The sequence below is a fragment of the Pseudomonas sp. 7-41 genome (assembly GCF_021233075.1).
Taxonomy (GTDB): domain Bacteria; phylum Pseudomonadota; class Gammaproteobacteria; order Pseudomonadales; family Pseudomonadaceae; genus Aquipseudomonas; species Aquipseudomonas veronii.
In genome coordinates, this window is record NZ_CP089551.1 from 4397101 (window position 1) to 4412050 (window position 14950).

Consider the following 14950-nt stretch of genomic DNA (forward strand, 5'->3'; position numbering starts at 1 on the left):
TCAGACTCGCTCGATGGCACGCTCGCCGAACAGGCCGGCGGGGCGGATATACAGGAAGGCCAGGGCCAGGGCGTAGGCGAACCACGGCGTGATGCCGCCGCCGAGCAGTGGGCCGATATACACCTCGGCAAGGTTCTCCGCCGCGCCGACAATCAGCCCGCCGACAATCGCCCCGCCAATCGAGGTAAAGCCGCCGATGATCAACACCGGCAAGGCCTTGAGCACCACCAGCGACAATGAAAACTGCACGCCCTGACGCGCGCCCCACAGCAGCCCGGCCACCAGCCCGACGGTCCCGGCCACCGCCCAGACGATCTGCCAGATACGGTTGAGGTTGATGCCGATGGACAGCGCCGCCGTGGTGTCATCCGCCACGGCGCGCAACGACACGCCGATGCGGGTCTTGTTGAACAGCAGCGCCAGCACCGTCACCAGCACCACGGCGGCTGCGGCGGCGATCAGGTCGAACTGGCTGAGCATCAGCGGCCCGACGAACAGCGGCACGTCGTCGATGCCCAAGTCCAGCGCACGCACCTGCGAGCCCATCAAGCCCTGGGCCAGGCCCTCGACAATGAACGACAAGCCCAGGGTGGCCATGAACAGGGTGATCTGCGAACGGTTCACCAGCGGGCGCAGAACCAGGCGTTCGATGAGCAAGGCGCCGACGATCATCACCACCACCGTCAGCAACAGCGCCAGGGCAAACGGCACGCCCTGCTCGTGCAGGCTGACGAAGGTCAGGGCGGCAAACAGCAGCATCGAACCCTGGGCGAAATTGAACACGCCGCTGGCCTTGTAGATCAGCACGAAGCCGATGGCGACCAGCGAGTACAGGGTGCCGGCGAGCAGGCCGCCGAGCAGGGTTTCGAAAAAGAACGTCATCAGTGGACCACTCCCAGGTACGCCGCGATCACGTCGGGGTTGGCCTGCACTTGCGCGGGTGTGCCGTCGCCGACCTTGCGCCCGTAGTCGAGCACCACCACATGGTCGGACAGGCCCATGACCACGCCCATGTCGTGTTCGATCAACACCACGGTGGTGCCGAGGTCGCGGTTCACATCGGCGACAAAGCGCGCCATTTCCTGTTTCTCCTCGGCGTTCATCCCAGCCATGGGCTCATCCAGCAGGAGCAGGCTGGGCCCGGCGATCAGCGCCCGGCCCAGTTCCACGCGTTTCTGCAGGCCGTAGGACAAGTTGCCGACCGCCACATCACGGTGGGCCTGCAACTCAAGAAACTCGAGAATGCCCTGGGCACGCCGGCGGAACGCCTCGGCCTCGCGCCGTGCGCGGGGCAAGCCGAGGGCCTGTTCGATAAAGCGGGTGCTCATATGCCGCGACAGGCCGGTGAGGATGTTGTCGAGCACGCTCATCTTTTTGAACAGCGCGTTGTTCTGGAAGGTCCGCCCAATGCCGCGACGCGCGGCGCCCAACGGGTCGATACGGTGGAAGTGCTGCTGCTCGAACACGATCTCGCCGGCATCGAAGCGATACACGCCGTTGAGCACATTGAGCAGCGAACTCTTGCCGGCGCCGTTGGGGCCGATCAGCGCGCAGATTTCGCCGCGCTGGACATCGAAGGACAGCGCGTTGATCGCCTTGACCCCTTTGAACGACAGCGAGATATCCCGCACCTGGAGAATGGCTTGGCTCATGCGATGTCCCGTTTGAATTCAGCCAGCCACACCGGCTCGACAACGGACTTGCCCGTGCCGGGTGGCTGCCAGATAGAGGCCAGGCGTTGAAAGCCCAGCAGTTTGCGCACGCGGTTTTTCAGCAGACGGCGCAGGCCGCTGTGCGGCTGGGCGATGGCCCACTCACACAGGCGTCGGCGCCAGGTGCCGTGGGGCGCCAGGCGGCTTTCGATGTCGTCGGCCAAGTGCTGCAGGCGCGCAGGTGACAACAGCAAGCCGGTGGGCGCGGCTTCGCCGCGATCACGCCGGGCCGATGCCAGGCTTTCCGGGAAGGCCAGCCCGTGACCGCTGTTCAGCCATTGCGCCAGCAGTACCGCCAGGCCGCCTTGCCAGTGAGTGCCCTCCTCGCTCCACAGCACGCTCTCGCCGGCCGGCTGCCACCAGCGGCTGAGGTGCCGGGCCGGGTCGGTCGCACCAAGCACTTGGGCGAAATCCACCAGGTTGGCCGACTGCCAGTGCCGCTGCTGCTGACGCCCCTGCACGTAGGAATGGCTCGGGCGAATGCGCCAGAGTTGTTGGCGCAGCGCCTCGGGCTCCAAGTCATCGGCCAGGGTCAGTACCTGGCCGCCGACCGATTGGGCGGCCAGCGCCAGCAATAACAGGTTGGGCTCGAAAGCCCCGCTGAGCGCCAGTTGCGATTGTTCGCTGAACCCGTGCTGACGCAGGCCATCGGCCAGGCGCTCGACATCGCGCAACACATCGATCCAGCGCCAGGCGTACCACTGGCCCTGGCGCTTGTGGCGCAGGGCGGTGTGCAGCGGCGTGATCTGTGCCCAATGGCGCAGTTGTTCCAGGGCCGTGGGCAACTGACCGAGCAACTCGGCCGGCCATTCCAGAGCCGGCGGAGGTTTGAGTACATGCACGCTCATAGGGGTGATGCTCCTATTGGGTGGGTAAGCGTGCGGTGGTCCGCTGGCTGAATGAGGATTGAACGGAAAGTCGATAGCGTTGATATAAAGACTAAGCAGGAACCATGCCGATATAAAACGCCGTATAACCCAGGCGTTCATCAACAGTTATGAAGCTGACACAGCACAAAGTGCTTCTTCGCTGTTGCTGTAGCAACAGCGAACACCCTGCCGAGCGGGGTCGGAATTGATAAGTCACCGGCATTCAAACATGTGTTCCGAATAACCACTTTCGCTATTAGAAACGATCACGTTATACCTGTCATTTTTGACAGTAGATATTGTGTTGCCCGCTTAATAGACTCAAGCCGAACCCACGTCACAACAAAGGAGAGCCGCTTATGAGCAGCTCGAATAAAACCAAGCCAAAAGCCACTTCAGGCACAGCCAGTGCAATAGTGAATGACGACGAGGACTTTAACAGTTTCGAGGGCACACGCTTCTATTTCTATCTGGATGAACAAACAAACAGATGGTATATCTCAGGCGCAAGCGATGAAGACCATCTTGGTCAATATCAATATATTTCGCTGTGGTTGCCTAACGAGGGTGACGTTGTAAAAAAAACCTACGCAATCGTTGACGACCATGGTGCGCAGGGGAAAGCCAATGCGTCATGGACAAAAGCAACTTCCTCGTCATTTCGCCCTTACACCGCCATCAGCGGAAGTGTGACGGTCACGCTGAACAGCACCCTGCAGACAGTGGAGTCAACCTTCGAATTTGCAGCACAAAGCGGTTCAAAAACAGTCTCTCTTACCCAGGGCGAGATGAAACTCCAAGGATTTACCGAGGACAAGAAAGCCAGAGCCAGCGGTTTGGTGGCGTGTAACCTCAGCGAGTCGATTAATGAGCGCTATGAGTCTAATGAGACAGGGTTTAATAAAAGAGGAGAGACGGGTAGTTTCCCTGCCTATCTACAGGCCTGGTCACGACAGTTCACATCGAAACCCGACTTTAAGGACTATGTATTATCCATCAACATAGCCGAAGGCCTTTCACGCGGCACCTACAGCTTTAGTCCTGAAAGCAAACAGGTCCGTCTGTTTTTCTTCCATATCCTTGAAGGTTTCGTTTGGAGCGCTGAAAGCGGTACGGTCACATTCAATTCAATTCCAGATTTCGAGGCAATTAAAGGCAAACTTTCTGGAACATTCAACTTTGTCGGCACCGCCGAACTTGGTGATGGCAGCCAACTCGTTTTAAGAGCTGACAATGGAAGCTTCAACCTGGAACAATAAACGTATTTGTCATCTTCCCTCGGGTGTTGCGTGTCATGCGCAACACCCGAGGGCCCTTTCGCTCGGTTGAATCAGGCACGCGCAGCAGTTCTATCTTTCTGCACATTTGCCAATACGCGATAACCGCTGCCTGGGTGGGACTCGGGCAACCTTGCACCTTCACCAAACAACTTCTCGCGTAACGTGCCCTGGGCGTATTCCTTCTTGTACACCCCACGCTTCTGCAACTCCGGCACCAGCAGTTCCACCGCGTCGATAAAGGTTTCGTGGGTCAGCGCATAGGCCAGGTTGAAGCCGTCCACATCGGTGTCTTCCACCCACTCCTGCAACAAGTCCGCGACCGTCTCCGGGCTGCCGACAAACAGCGGGCCAAAGCCGCCGATACCGACCCAGTCGGCCAGTTCCTTGGGCGTCCAGACCTTGCTCGGGTCCGCCGTGGAGAAGGCTTCCACCGCCGACTGAATCGCGTTGGTATGCACATGCTTGAGCGGTTCGTCGGGCTTGAACTGGCTGAAATCGATGCCGGTCCAGCCGGAGATCAGCGCCATGGCGCCTTCGTAGCTGACGTAGGATTTGTACTCGTCGAACTTGGCCTTGGCCTTCGCGTCGGTCTCGCCGACGATCACCGTCTGCAGGTTGAAGATCAGGATCTTGCGCGGATCACGCCCGGCCTCGGCCGCGCGGCGACGAATGTCGGCGACAGTGTTTTTCAGCAGCGTCTTGGACGGTGCGGCGACAAACACGCACTCGGCCTGCTCGGCAGCGAACTGCTTGCCACGGCTGGACGCGCCCGCCTGGTACAGCAACGGCGTGCGTTGCGGCGACGGCTCGCACAGGTGGATGCCGGGCACCTGGAAGTGTTTGCCGACGTGGCGGATCTCGTGGATCTTGCTCGGGTCACTGAAAATCCGCCGCTCGCGGTCACGCAGCACGGCGCCCTCTTCCCAGCTGCCTTCCCAGAGTTTGTAGCAAACCTCCAGGTATTCCTCGGCGTAGTCGTAGCGCGCATCGTGTTCGGTCTGGGCGTTCTGGCCGAGGTTCTTGGCGCCGCTTTCCAGGTAAGAGGTGACGATGTTCCAGCCGACACGGCCTTTGGTCAGGTGGTCGAGCGTGGAAAGGCGTCGAGCGAACGGATACGGGTGTTCGAAGGACAACGACGCAGTCAGGCCAAAACCCAGGTGTTCAGTGACCAGCGCCATCGGCGCGATCAGCGACAGCGGGTCGTTGACCGGCACTTGAGTGGCCTGGCGGATCGCCGCGTCGCCATTGCCGTTGTACACGTCGTAGATGCCCAGCACATCGGCGATAAACAGGCCGTCGAACTTGCCGCGCTCGAGGATTTTCGCCAGGTCGGTCCAGTACTCCAGGTCCTTGTACTGCCACGAGCGATCACGCGGGTGTGCCCACAGGCCGGGGGATTGGTGGCCGACGCAATTCATGTCGAAGGCATTCAAGCGGATTTCACGGGACATCAAGCAGTCCTCCCGGGGGCGACACCGTTGAGGTGGTAGTTGCCGACAAGCTGGTACTTCCAGCGCAGCGGCTCTTCGAGGGGCGACGGCAACGCGCTGCGCTGGCCGGTCAGTTCGAATTCGGCGGCGCTGGCGAACAGCAAGGCTTCGGCGGCGGCGATCTGCGCTTCGGTGGCGGCGACAGGCGTTGGGTGGGTTTCGGCGTATTCCAGCAAGGCGGCGGCCACCTCCACGCGGATCTGCCAGTCGCCGAAGCGGCTGATTACATAAGGGTCATCACTTTTTTGCAGCACACGTCGGGTGCTCTCCAGCAATTGGCGAGCCTGGTCGAGCGCGGTGGGTTGGGTCAGTGCATTCATGGGGCAGGCTCCTCAGTTCCAGGCATGGCGTGCGGGTTTGACGCCGTTGAGCACGAAGTTACCGATCAGGTGGTATTTCCAGCGGACCGGGTCGTGCAGGGTGTGGGTGCGCGCGTTGCGCCAGAAGCGGTCGAGGTTGTGCTTGCCGGTCACCGAGCGGGTGCCGCCCAGCTCGAAGAGCTTGCTGCTGGCGAGCAACGCGGTTTCGGCCGACAGCACTTTGGCCTGAGCGACGATCAGCGAGGCGTTGGCGACGGTGTCTTCGTTCGGTTCGGCGAGGGCCTGGTCGACCGCCTTGCCGGCCTTGGCGAGAATCGCTTCGGTGCCGTGTACGCGCCATTCCAGATCACCGATGGCGGCGATGGTGAATGGGTCCTGCCAGCCGTGATCCTGTTGGCTGTCGATCCATGGGCGGGCCTGGCGCGCGAAGACTTTCGCTTGCTCGAGGGCACCCACGGCGATGCCGGTGTCGATCGCGGCCTGGATGATCTGCGAGATCGGGCCGTCAGCGGTCGGTTGGTCGAACGCCAGGTGCGCGGGAATCACCGCGCTCAGCGGCACCGTCACGCCATCGAGGGTCACGCCGCCACTGGCGGTGGTGCGCTGGCCGAAGCCGTCCCAGCTGTCGATGACCGTGAGGCCCGGCGCATCGCGCTCGACGAAGGCAATCAAGGCCTTGCCCTGTTCGTTGGTGCCCACCGCCGGCACGATATGGGCGAACAGCGCGCCGGTGCAGTAGAACTTCTCGCCATTGATCTGCGCATGATCGGCGTGAACGCGAATCTGCGTGTCGAAGGTGCCGGCGTTCTTGCTCTTGGCTTCGGAGAAAGCGTTACCGAAACGGTAGCCGGCCAGGACCTTGCCGAAGTAGTGGAGTTTTTGCTCCTCGCTGCCGGTTTGCAGCAGGATATCCACCACCCCCAGGTGGTTCTGCGGGATCTGCGCCAGGGACGGATCGGCGGCGGCGATCAACTTGATCACCTCTGCCACCGTCACATAGGACACCTCGGCGCCGCCATAGGCCTTGGGGATGGTGATGCCCCACAGGCCGCTGGCGGAAAATTCGTCGAGTTCAGCGACCGGCAGGCGCCGCTCGCGGTCGCGCACGCTGGCCTCGACGGCGAAGCGTTCGGCCAGGCGCGTGGCGACCGCGATGGCTTCGGCGTCTGATCGGATGATATGAGCAGGGTGTTGAGGGTGGGCTGACATGGGCCGACTCCAGAGTCCAAGGGGATACTGGAGTGATTGCAGGAGTCGTGCCCGAAACCAATCTTCAATAAGATCAGTAGGTTGCCGTCATTTCAATGCAGGGGAACCCGCCTGCGATCGAGCAAAGTGTCCATCCGCTGTTGGCGGGTCAACAGTTAGATCACCACATTGCGCACAAAGCGCACCGCCACGTCGCCGTCATTGCGATAGGCGTGGGCCTGGCGGCTGGCGAACATGAAGAACTCACCGGCGCCGACCGGTTTTTCCTGACCATCCAGCACCAATGTCAGGCGGCCTTCGAACACGAACAACTGCACGCTCCAGCCATCCGGGTCCGGCTCGGGGCTGTAGCAATCGCCCGGCTCCAGGCGCATCTCCCACAGCTCGACTTCACGCCGCGCCGTGGCCTTGGCAAGCAATACAGCTTTGCTGCCGGGGATGTCACCGGCCCAGGCCAGTTCGTTGATACGGCTATGGTCAGGTGCATCCGGGGCCTGGATCAGGTCGCTGAAAGCCACATCCAGCGCTTCGGCGACGCGGTCGAGGGTGGACAGGCTGACGTTTTTCTCGCCAGCCTCGATGGCCACCAGCATGCGTCGGCTGACTCCGGACTTTTCCGAGAGCGCGGTCTGGCTCAAGTCGGCGGCATGACGCAGGCGACGAACATTCTGGCTGACATGCTGCAGGACCGAGGCCCGTTGCGGATTTTCTTTGTGCACTATATTGCTCAATGGGTGGGTGTGCGCAGTATACTGCCCAGCGTGCGGCGCATTGTGCGGTCCGCGCCCTTCCCTTGCAAGACTGAGCCGCCATGACCACCCCGAATGCTCCCTCGCGTTTCAACCGCTTCAGCAAAGCCGAATGCATCCTGGTGTTCATCACCATGATCTGGGGCGGCACCTTTTTGCTGGTGCAGCACGCCATGACGGTCAGCGGGCCGATGTTTTTCGTGGGCCTGCGGTTTGCTGCGGCGACGATCGCGGTCGGTTTTTTCTCTTTGCGCACCCTGCGCGACCTGACCCTGTTCGAGTTGAAAGCCGGCGTATTTATCGGCGTGGCGATCATGTTTGGCTACGGGCTGCAGACCATCGGCCTGCAGACGATTCTGAGCAGCCAGTCGGCATTCATTACCGCGCTCTATGTCCCGTTCGTGCCGTTGTTGCAATGGCTGGTGCTGGGTCGTCGGCCAGGGTTGATGCCGAGCATTGGCATCATGCTGGCGTTCGCCGGGTTGATGCTGTTGACCGGCCCGGCCGGTGCTTCGCTGAATTTCAGCCCCGGCGAGATCGCCACGCTGATCGGCGCGGTGGCGATTGCCGCCGAGATCATCCTGATCAGCGCATTTGCCGGGCAAGTGGACGTGCGTCGGGTGACCGTGGTGCAACTGGCCACGGCGTCGTTGTTGTCGTTCCTCATGGTGGTGCCGATGGGCGAGGCGTTGCCGGGGTTCTCCTGGTTGCTGTTGTTCAGCGCGGTGGGCCTGGGCTTGACCAGCGCGGTGATCCAGGTGGCGATGAACTGGGCGCAGCAAAGCGTTTCGCCGACGCGGGCCACATTGATTTATGCCGGGGAACCGGTGTGGGCCGGCGTGGTTGGGCGGATTGCCGGGGAGCGGTTCCCGCCGATTGCCATGGTCGGGGCGGCGTTGATCGTGGCGGCGGTGGTGGTGAGTGAGTTGAAGACGCGCGGGCAGAAGGCGATCGAATTGCAAAATGCGCGGGAACAGGAACAGCAGGGGTAAGGTCCTAGCCCGGGCGGTGGCTGTCAAATCGCCATCCCGGGCACGCCCAGCGTCCACGATCAGGCGCTGGAGCGCGTGGGTGAGGGTTAGCTGAAACAATGCCAAATGGGCGTTTTCAGCCTACCTTGTAGGATCCTGCCACACGTTGCCGTTTGGTGATCAAGAAAGCGGCACGTATGATGCATCCCAAACTCCCGCAGATTAGAAGCCTATGTCCCTGATAGTTCTACTGCTTCTGCCTTTTATCGGCAGCTGTCTGGCGGCCTTGCTGCCGCACAACGCACGTAACACCGAATCCTTGCTGGCCGGCCTCATCGCCCTGATCGGTACTGTTCAAGTCGCCCTGCTCTACCCTCAAATCGCCCACGGCGGGGTGATCCGCGAAGAATTCATGTGGTTGCCCAGCCTGGGCGTGAATTTCGTCTTGCGCATGGACGGCTTCGCCTGGCTGTTCTCGATGCTGGTGCTCGGCATCGGCACGCTGGTGTCGCTGTATGCGCGTTACTACATGTCGCCGGACGATCCGGTGCCGCGCTTCTTTGCGTTTTTCCTGGCATTCATGGGGGCCATGCTCGGCCTGGTGATCTCCGGCAACCTGATCCAGATCGTGTTCTTCTGGGAACTGACCAGCCTGTTCTCGTTCCTGCTGATCGGTTACTGGCACCACCGCGCCGATGCGCGGCGCGGTGCCTACATGGCGTTGATGGTCACCGGCGCGGGCGGTTTGTGCCTGCTGGCCGGCGTGATGCTGCTGGGGCATATCGTCGGCAGCTATGACCTGGACCTGGTCCTCGCGGCGGGCGATCAGATTCGCGCGCACTCGCTGTACCCGGTCATGCTGGCCCTGGTGCTGATCGGCGCGCTGAGCAAAAGCGCGCAGTTCCCGTTCCACTTCTGGCTGCCCCACGCCATGGCGGCACCGACACCGGTGTCGGCCTACCTGCATTCGGCGACGATGGTGAAGGCCGGCGTGTTCCTGCTGGCCCGCCTGTGGCCGTCGCTGTCCGGCAGCGAAGAATGGTTCTGGCTCGTCGGCGGCGCCGGCGCCCTGACCCTCCTGCTCGGCGCTTACTGCGCCATGTTCCAGAACGATCTCAAGGGCCTGCTGGCCTACTCCACCATCAGCCACCTCGGCCTGATCACCCTGCTGCTCGGCCTCAACAGCCCACTGGCCGCTGTCGCCGCGGTGTTCCATATCCTCAACCACGCTACCTTCAAGGCCTCGCTGTTCATGGCGGCCGGCATCATCGACCACGAAAGCGGCACCCGCGATATCCGCAAGCTCAGCGGCCTGGTGCGCCTGATCCCGTTTACCGCGACCCTGGCGATGGTGGCCAGTGCGTCCATGGCCGGCGTGCCGTTGCTCAATGGCTTCCTGTCCAAAGAGATGTTCTTCGCTGAAACCGTATTCATCTCGTCGACCGCCTGGGTGGAAATCGCCCTGCCGGTGATCGCGACCATCGCCGGCACGTTCAGCGTGGCCTACGCGCTGCGTTTCACCGTGGATGTGTTCTTCGGCCCGCCCGCGACGGACCTGCCCCACATCCCGCACGAGCCTCCCCGCTGGATGCGCGCGCCGGTGGAGCTGTTGGTGTTCACCTGCCTGCTGGTGGGGATCTTCCCGGCCCAGGTGGTCGGCTCGATCCTCGCCGCCGCCGCGCTGCCGGTCGTCGGCGGCGTGTTGCCGCAATACAGCCTGGCCATCTGGCACGGCTGGAACGCGCCGATGATCATGAGCCTGGTGGCGATGTGCGGCGGGGTGCTGCTCTATCTGCTGCTGCGCAAGCAACTCAAGCGCGGGCGCTTCAAGTACCCGCCGGTGATCAGCTACTTCAACGGCAAGCGCGGCTTCGAGCGCTGCCTGGTGCTGATGATGCGCGGCGCGCGCAAAATCGAGAAACGCATCAGCACCAAGCGCCTGCAGACGCAGTTGTTCCTGCTGGTGCTGGTCGCCGTGATCGGCGGGCTGATCCCGCTGCTCAACAGCGGCCTCAGTTGGGGCGACCGGCCGAAGATCCCGGGCTCCATCGTGTTCGTCACCCTGTGGCTGCTGGCGATTGCCTGCGCCCTCGGCGCCGCCTGGCAGGCCAAGTACCACCGGCTGGCGGCCCTGACCATGGTCAGCGTGTGCGGCATGATGACCTGCATCACCTTCGTGTGGTTCTCGGCGCCGGACCTGGCGCTGACGCAACTGGTCGTGGAAGTGGTGACCACCGTGCTGATCCTGCTGGGCCTGCGCTGGCTGCCACGGCGGATCGAAGAAGTGTCGCCACTGCCCAGTACGCTGCGCAAGGCACGCATTCGCCGCTTGCGCGACTTCCTGCTGTCCACCGTGGTCGGTGGCGGCATGGCGCTGCTGTCCTACGCGATGCTGACCCGCCAGACGCCTAACGACATTTCCTCGTTCTACTTGAGCCGCGCCCTCCCCGAAGGCGGCGGCAGCAATGTGGTGAACGTGATGCTGGTGGACTTCCGTGGCTTCGACACCCTCGGCGAAATCACCGTGCTCGGCGCCGTGGCGCTGACCGTGTATGCCCTGCTGCGACGCTTCCGCCCCTCCAAGGAAAGCATGCAACTGCCCGCGCAACAGCGCCAACTCGCGCCGGACGTGGCCACCGACCTGATCAACCCGCGCCAGGCCAGCGACACCGCCCTGGGCTACATGATGGTGCCAGCGGTGCTGGTGCGCCTGCTGCTGCCGATTGCGCTGGTGGTGTCGTTCTACCTGTTCATGCGCGGCCACAACCAACCGGGCGGTGGTTTCGTCGCGGGCCTGGTGATGTCGGTGGCGTTTATCCTGCAATACATGGTCGCCGGCACCCAGTGGGTCGAGGCGCAGATGAGTCTGCGGCCGATGCGCTGGATGGGCTTCGGCCTGTTCTCGGCGACCCTGACCGGGCTCGGCGCATTGTTCGCCGGCTACCCGTTCCTCACCACCCACACCTGGCATCTCAGCTTGCCGGTGCTGGGCGACATCCATATCGCCAGCGCCCTGTTCTTCGACGTCGGCGTGTACGCCATGGTCGTCGGCTCGACGCTGCTGATGCTCACCGCCCTCGGTCACCAATCGGTGCGGGCCCATAAACCGAGCAACCAGCCGAAAACCGTTGCCACACCGGAAGGAGCCGCCTGATGGAAGAAGTCATCGCAATTGCCATTGGGGTCCTGGCGGCCTCCGGCGTCTGGTTGATCCTGCGGCCACGGACGTTCCAGGTGGTGATGGGTCTGTGCCTGTTGTCGTATGGGGTCAACCTGTTCATTTTCAGCATGGGCAGCCTGTTTATCGGTAAGGAGCCGATCATCAAGGACGGCGTGCCGCAAGACCTGCTGCACTACACCGACCCGCTGCCCCAGGCGCTGGTGCTGACGGCGATCGTGATCAGCTTCGCCATGACCGCGCTGTTCCTCGTGGTACTGCTGGCGTCGCGGGGCCTGACCGGCACCGACCATGTGGACGGCCGGGAGCCCAAGGAATGACCTGGGTCAACCAACTGATCGTCGCGCCAATCCTGCTGCCGTTGCTGACCGCCGCGCTGATGCTGATGCTCGGCGAGAAGCACCGCCCGCTCAAGGCGCGTATCAACCTGTTCTCGAGCATGCTCGGCCTCGCTATCGCCATCTTGCTGTTGTACTGGACGCAACAAGGCGGCCCCGGTTCGATCGGCGTGTACTTGCCCGGCAACTGGCAAGTGCCGTTCGGCATCGTGCTGGTGGTGGACCAACTGTCGGCGCTGATGCTGGTGCTCACCGGGATCATCGGCGTGAGTGCGTTGCTGTTCGCTATGGCGCGCTGGGACCGTGCGGGCACCAGTTTCCATGCGTTGTTCCAGATCCAGATGATGGGCCTCTACGGTGCCTTTCTCACCGCCGACCTGTTCAACCTGTTCGTGTTCTTCGAGGTGTTGCTGGCGGCCTCCTATGGCTTGATGCTGCACGGTTCCGGCCGGGCGCGGGTGTCGTCGGGGCTGCATTACATCGCGATCAACCTGCTGGCCTCGTCGCTGTTCCTGATTGGCGCGGCGATGATCTATGGCGTCACCGGCACACTGAACTTCGCGGACCTGGCGCTGAAAATCCCGCTGGTGCCAGAGGCCGATCGCGGCCTGTTGCACGCGGGTGCGGCGATCCTCGCCACCGCATTCCTGGCCAAGGCCGGCATGTGGCCGCTGAACTTCTGGCTGGCGCCGGCGTACTCATCGGCCAGCGCGCCGGTGGCAGCGATGTTCGCGATCATGACCAAGGTCGGCGTGTACACCGTGCTGCGCCTGTGGACCCTGCTGTTCTCCGGCCAGGCCGGGGCGTCGGCGCTGTTCGGCGGCGACTGGCTGGTGTACGGCGGCATGGCGACCATCATCTGCGCGGCGCTGGCGATGCTGGCGGCGCAGCGCCTGGAGCGCATGGCCAGCTTGAGCATCCTGGTCTCGGCCGGCATCCTGCTCTCGTCGGCGGGGTTCGCCCAGCCGAGCCTGACAGCCGGAGCACTGTTCTATCTGGTCAGTTCCACGCTGGCGTTGAGTGCGCTGTTCCTGCTGGCCGAATTGATCGAACGCTCGCGCTCGGCCAACGACCTGCCGCTGGATGAAGAGATCGATGCGCTGCCCAAAGCCATGGAATCCCTGCATCCGCGCCCCGGCGTGAACCTCGATGACGAACAGAAAGCCGTGGTCGGCCAGGTGATTCCCTGGACCATGGCCTTCCTCGGCTTGAGCTTTGTCGCCTGCGCCCTGCTGATCATCGGCATGCCGCCGCTGTCGGGGTTTATCGGCAAGCTCAGCCTGTTGAGCGCGCTGGTCAATCCGCCGGGCTTGGGCCATGCGCTGGATGAGCCTGTCCGCCCTGCCGCGTGGGGCCTGGTGACGTTGCTGATCCTGTCCGGCCTGGCCTCGCTGATCGCCTTCGCCCGCCTGGGCATCCAACGCTTCTGGACCCCGGAAGAACGCCCGTCACCGCTGCTGCGCCGTTATGAGTGCGTGCCGATCTTCTTCCTGCTCGGCCTGAGCATCCTGCTGACCTTCAAGGCCGAGCCGCTGATGCGCTACACCCTGGACACCGCCAAGAGCCTGAACAACCCGGAACAGTATGTGATGGCGGTCATGGCCACGCGCCCGGTGCCCAGCCCTGAAGCCAAGACCGCAGCGCTGGAGGTGCAGCCATGAAGCGCCTGTTCCCGGCCCCGTGGTTATCGCTGGCGTTGTGGGTGTTGTGGCTGCTGCTGAACCTGTCGATCAGCCCCGGCAACCTGTTACTGGGCGCGCTACTGGGTTTGCTCGCGCCGCTGCTGATGGCGCCGCTGCGCCCGCTGCCGATCCGCATCCGCCGCCCTGGGGTGATCATCCGCCTGTTCTTCCGGGTGGGGCGTGACGTGATCATCTCCAACCTGCAAGTCGCCTGGGGCGTGCTGGTGTGCGGCTCGCGGCCACCGCGTTCGCGCTTTATCAAAATCCCCCTGGACCTGCGCGACGCCAACGGCCTGGCCGTGTTGTCGATGATCACCAGCGTGACCCCCGGCACCGTCTGGTCGGAACTCGCCCTGGACCGCAGCATCCTGCTGCTGCACGTCTTCGACCTGGACGATGAAGCGCAGTTTATCCAGCACTTCAAACACGACTACGAACGGCCCTTGATGGAGATCTTCGAATGAGCGCCCTGCTCTCCAATGCGATCCTGTTCAGCCTGTTCCTGTTCTCGCTGGCCATGGCGCTGACACTGGTCCGCCTGTTCAAAGGCCCATCGGCCCAGGACCGGGTCCTGGCGTTGGACTACCTGTACATCCTGGCGATGCTGATGATGCTGGTGCTGGGCATTCGGTATGCCAGTGATACCTACTTCGAAGCGGCGCTGTTGATTGCGCTGTTTGGCTTTGTCGGGTCATTTGCCCTGGCCAAATTCCTGCTGCGTGGCGAGGTGATCGAATGATGCCGTTATGGGTTGAAGTGTGCGTGGCCGTGTTGCTGGTGCTGAGCAGCGCGTTTGCCCTGATTGGCGCAATCGGGTTGCTGCGCATGAAGGATTTCTTCCAGCGCATGCACCCGCCGGCACTGGCCTCGACGTTGGGTGCGTGGAGCGTGGCGTTGGCGTCGATTATCTACTTTTCGGTGCTCAAGTCCGGGCCGGTGTTGCACGGGTGGTTGATCCCGATTTTGCTGTCGATCACCGTGCCGGTGACGACGCTGCTGCTGGCGCGCACCGCGCTGTTCCGCAAGCGCATGGCCGGTGACGATGTGCCCGCCGAGGTCAGCAGCCGTCGCTGAGTTCTGATGCGACACGGTCAAAAAAATGTGGGAGGGGGCTTGCCCCCGATAGCAGGGTGTCAGTGAATGCAGCTGTCG

At 62.8% G+C, this 14950-nt stretch carries 15 protein-coding genes; 8 read left to right on the plus strand and 7 right to left on the minus strand.

All coding sequences use genetic code 11. From position 1 onward, the window contains the following. Genes LQ249_RS19725 through LQ249_RS19735 form a run of 3 tightly spaced genes read right to left on the minus strand, consistent with a single transcriptional unit; the run spans position 1 to position 2560 of the window. Positions 1-882, minus strand: coding sequence for a branched-chain amino acid ABC transporter permease (locus LQ249_RS19725; protein WP_079444202.1), 882 nt, complete (start codon positions 880-882; stop codon positions 1-3). Then, complete coding sequence (locus LQ249_RS19730; protein ID WP_046382889.1) at positions 882-1652, minus strand: ABC transporter ATP-binding protein; 771 nt, start codon at positions 1650-1652, stop codon at positions 882-884. Before LQ249_RS19730 ends, LQ249_RS19725 begins: the two co-directional genes overlap by 1 nt. Then, positions 1649-2560: an AMP-binding protein gene (locus tag LQ249_RS19735; RefSeq protein WP_232565824.1), complete on the minus strand. Its 912-nt coding sequence runs from the start codon at positions 2558-2560 to the stop codon at positions 1649-1651. The genes LQ249_RS19730 and LQ249_RS19735 overlap by 4 nt, the downstream gene beginning before the upstream one ends. Positions 2561-2940: 380 nt before the next feature. Between LQ249_RS19735 and LQ249_RS19740 the strand changes: the two genes are divergently transcribed. Then, positions 2941-3840, plus strand: a complete 900-nt coding sequence (locus LQ249_RS19740; protein ID WP_057004436.1) for a hypothetical protein — start codon at positions 2941-2943, stop codon at positions 3838-3840. A gap of 71 nt (positions 3841-3911) precedes the next feature. Here the strand turns inward: LQ249_RS19740 and LQ249_RS19745 are convergent, their stop codons facing one another. The 4 genes from LQ249_RS19745 to LQ249_RS19760 form a co-directional block, all read right to left on the minus strand. Next, positions 3912-5312: an LLM class flavin-dependent oxidoreductase gene (locus LQ249_RS19745; protein WP_057004437.1), complete on the minus strand. Its 1401-nt coding sequence runs from the start codon at positions 5310-5312 to the stop codon at positions 3912-3914. Next, positions 5312-5671, minus strand: a complete 360-nt coding sequence (locus LQ249_RS19750; protein ID WP_046382885.1) for an acyl-CoA dehydrogenase — start codon at positions 5669-5671, stop codon at positions 5312-5314. Before LQ249_RS19750 ends, LQ249_RS19745 begins: the two co-directional genes overlap by 1 nt. 12 nt (positions 5672-5683) lie before the next feature. Further along, positions 5684-6880, minus strand: a complete 1197-nt coding sequence (locus LQ249_RS19755) for an SfnB family sulfur acquisition oxidoreductase (protein ID WP_046382884.1) — start codon at positions 6878-6880, stop codon at positions 5684-5686. A gap of 155 nt (positions 6881-7035) precedes the next feature. Then, complete coding sequence (locus tag LQ249_RS19760; protein ID WP_017848086.1) at positions 7036-7599, minus strand: helix-turn-helix domain-containing protein; 564 nt, start codon at positions 7597-7599, stop codon at positions 7036-7038. A 92-nt stretch (positions 7600-7691) separates the two neighbouring features. Between LQ249_RS19760 and LQ249_RS19765 the strand changes: the two genes are divergently transcribed. The 7 genes from LQ249_RS19765 (at position 7692) to LQ249_RS19795 (ending at position 14872) form a co-directional block, all read left to right on the plus strand. Continuing rightward, positions 7692-8621 (plus strand): DMT family transporter, encoded by a 930-nt coding sequence (locus tag LQ249_RS19765; RefSeq protein ID WP_017848087.1) that lies wholly within the window; start codon positions 7692-7694, stop codon positions 8619-8621. Positions 8622-8832: 211 nt separating this feature from the next. Beyond that, on the plus strand, positions 8833-11754 hold the full coding sequence (locus LQ249_RS19770) for a monovalent cation/H+ antiporter subunit A (protein WP_169864367.1): 2922 nt from the start codon (positions 8833-8835) through the stop codon (positions 11752-11754). Further along, positions 11754-12098, plus strand: coding sequence for a Na+/H+ antiporter subunit C (locus tag LQ249_RS19775; protein WP_007986256.1), 345 nt, complete (start codon positions 11754-11756; stop codon positions 12096-12098). The genes LQ249_RS19770 and LQ249_RS19775 overlap by 1 nt, the downstream gene beginning before the upstream one ends. Continuing rightward, positions 12095-13777: a monovalent cation/H+ antiporter subunit D gene (locus LQ249_RS19780; RefSeq protein WP_201021185.1), complete on the plus strand. Its 1683-nt coding sequence runs from the start codon at positions 12095-12097 to the stop codon at positions 13775-13777. The genes LQ249_RS19775 and LQ249_RS19780 overlap by 4 nt, the downstream gene beginning before the upstream one ends. Beyond that, a complete protein-coding gene (locus tag LQ249_RS19785; protein ID WP_017848090.1) occupies positions 13774-14262 on the plus strand; it encodes a Na+/H+ antiporter subunit E in 489 nt (162 codons plus the stop codon). Before LQ249_RS19780 ends, LQ249_RS19785 begins: the two co-directional genes overlap by 4 nt. Further along, on the plus strand, positions 14259-14537 hold the full coding sequence (locus LQ249_RS19790) for a K+/H+ antiporter subunit F (protein WP_017848091.1): 279 nt from the start codon (positions 14259-14261) through the stop codon (positions 14535-14537). The genes LQ249_RS19785 and LQ249_RS19790 overlap by 4 nt, the downstream gene beginning before the upstream one ends. Next, a complete protein-coding gene (locus tag LQ249_RS19795; RefSeq protein WP_108525079.1) occupies positions 14534-14872 on the plus strand; it encodes a Na+/H+ antiporter subunit G in 339 nt (112 codons plus the stop codon). The genes LQ249_RS19790 and LQ249_RS19795 overlap by 4 nt, the downstream gene beginning before the upstream one ends. Positions 14873-14950 lie beyond the last annotated feature (78 nt).

Excerpts from the sequence above, each read along its gene's own strand:
- LQ249_RS19725 (WP_079444202.1), bottom strand. The coding sequence starts at position 882 with ATGACGTTCTTTTTCGAAACCCTGCTCGGCGGCCTGCTCGCCGGCACC.
- LQ249_RS19730 (WP_046382889.1), bottom strand. The coding sequence starts at position 1,652 with ATGAGCCAAGCCATTCTCCAGGTGCGGGATATCTCGCTGTCGTTCAAA.
- LQ249_RS19735 (WP_232565824.1), bottom strand. The coding sequence starts at position 2,560 with ATGAGCGTGCATGTACTCAAACCTCCGCCGGCTCTGGAATGGCCGGCC.
- LQ249_RS19740 (WP_057004436.1), top strand. The coding sequence starts at position 2,941 with ATGAGCAGCTCGAATAAAACCAAGCCAAAAGCCACTTCAGGCACAGCC.
- LQ249_RS19745 (WP_057004437.1), bottom strand. The coding sequence starts at position 5,312 with ATGTCCCGTGAAATCCGCTTGAATGCCTTCGACATGAATTGCGTCGGC.
- LQ249_RS19750 (WP_046382885.1), bottom strand. The coding sequence starts at position 5,671 with ATGAATGCACTGACCCAACCCACCGCGCTCGACCAGGCTCGCCAATTG.
- LQ249_RS19755 (WP_046382884.1), bottom strand. The coding sequence starts at position 6,880 with ATGTCAGCCCACCCTCAACACCCTGCTCATATCATCCGATCAGACGCC.
- LQ249_RS19765 (WP_017848087.1), top strand. The coding sequence starts at position 7,692 with ATGACCACCCCGAATGCTCCCTCGCGTTTCAACCGCTTCAGCAAAGCC.
- LQ249_RS19770 (WP_169864367.1), top strand. The coding sequence starts at position 8,833 with ATGTCCCTGATAGTTCTACTGCTTCTGCCTTTTATCGGCAGCTGTCTG.
- LQ249_RS19775 (WP_007986256.1), top strand. The coding sequence starts at position 11,754 with ATGGAAGAAGTCATCGCAATTGCCATTGGGGTCCTGGCGGCCTCCGGC.
- LQ249_RS19780 (WP_201021185.1), top strand. The coding sequence starts at position 12,095 with ATGACCTGGGTCAACCAACTGATCGTCGCGCCAATCCTGCTGCCGTTG.
- LQ249_RS19785 (WP_017848090.1), top strand. The coding sequence starts at position 13,774 with ATGAAGCGCCTGTTCCCGGCCCCGTGGTTATCGCTGGCGTTGTGGGTG.
- LQ249_RS19790 (WP_017848091.1), top strand. The coding sequence starts at position 14,259 with ATGAGCGCCCTGCTCTCCAATGCGATCCTGTTCAGCCTGTTCCTGTTC.
- LQ249_RS19795 (WP_108525079.1), top strand. The coding sequence starts at position 14,534 with ATGATGCCGTTATGGGTTGAAGTGTGCGTGGCCGTGTTGCTGGTGCTG.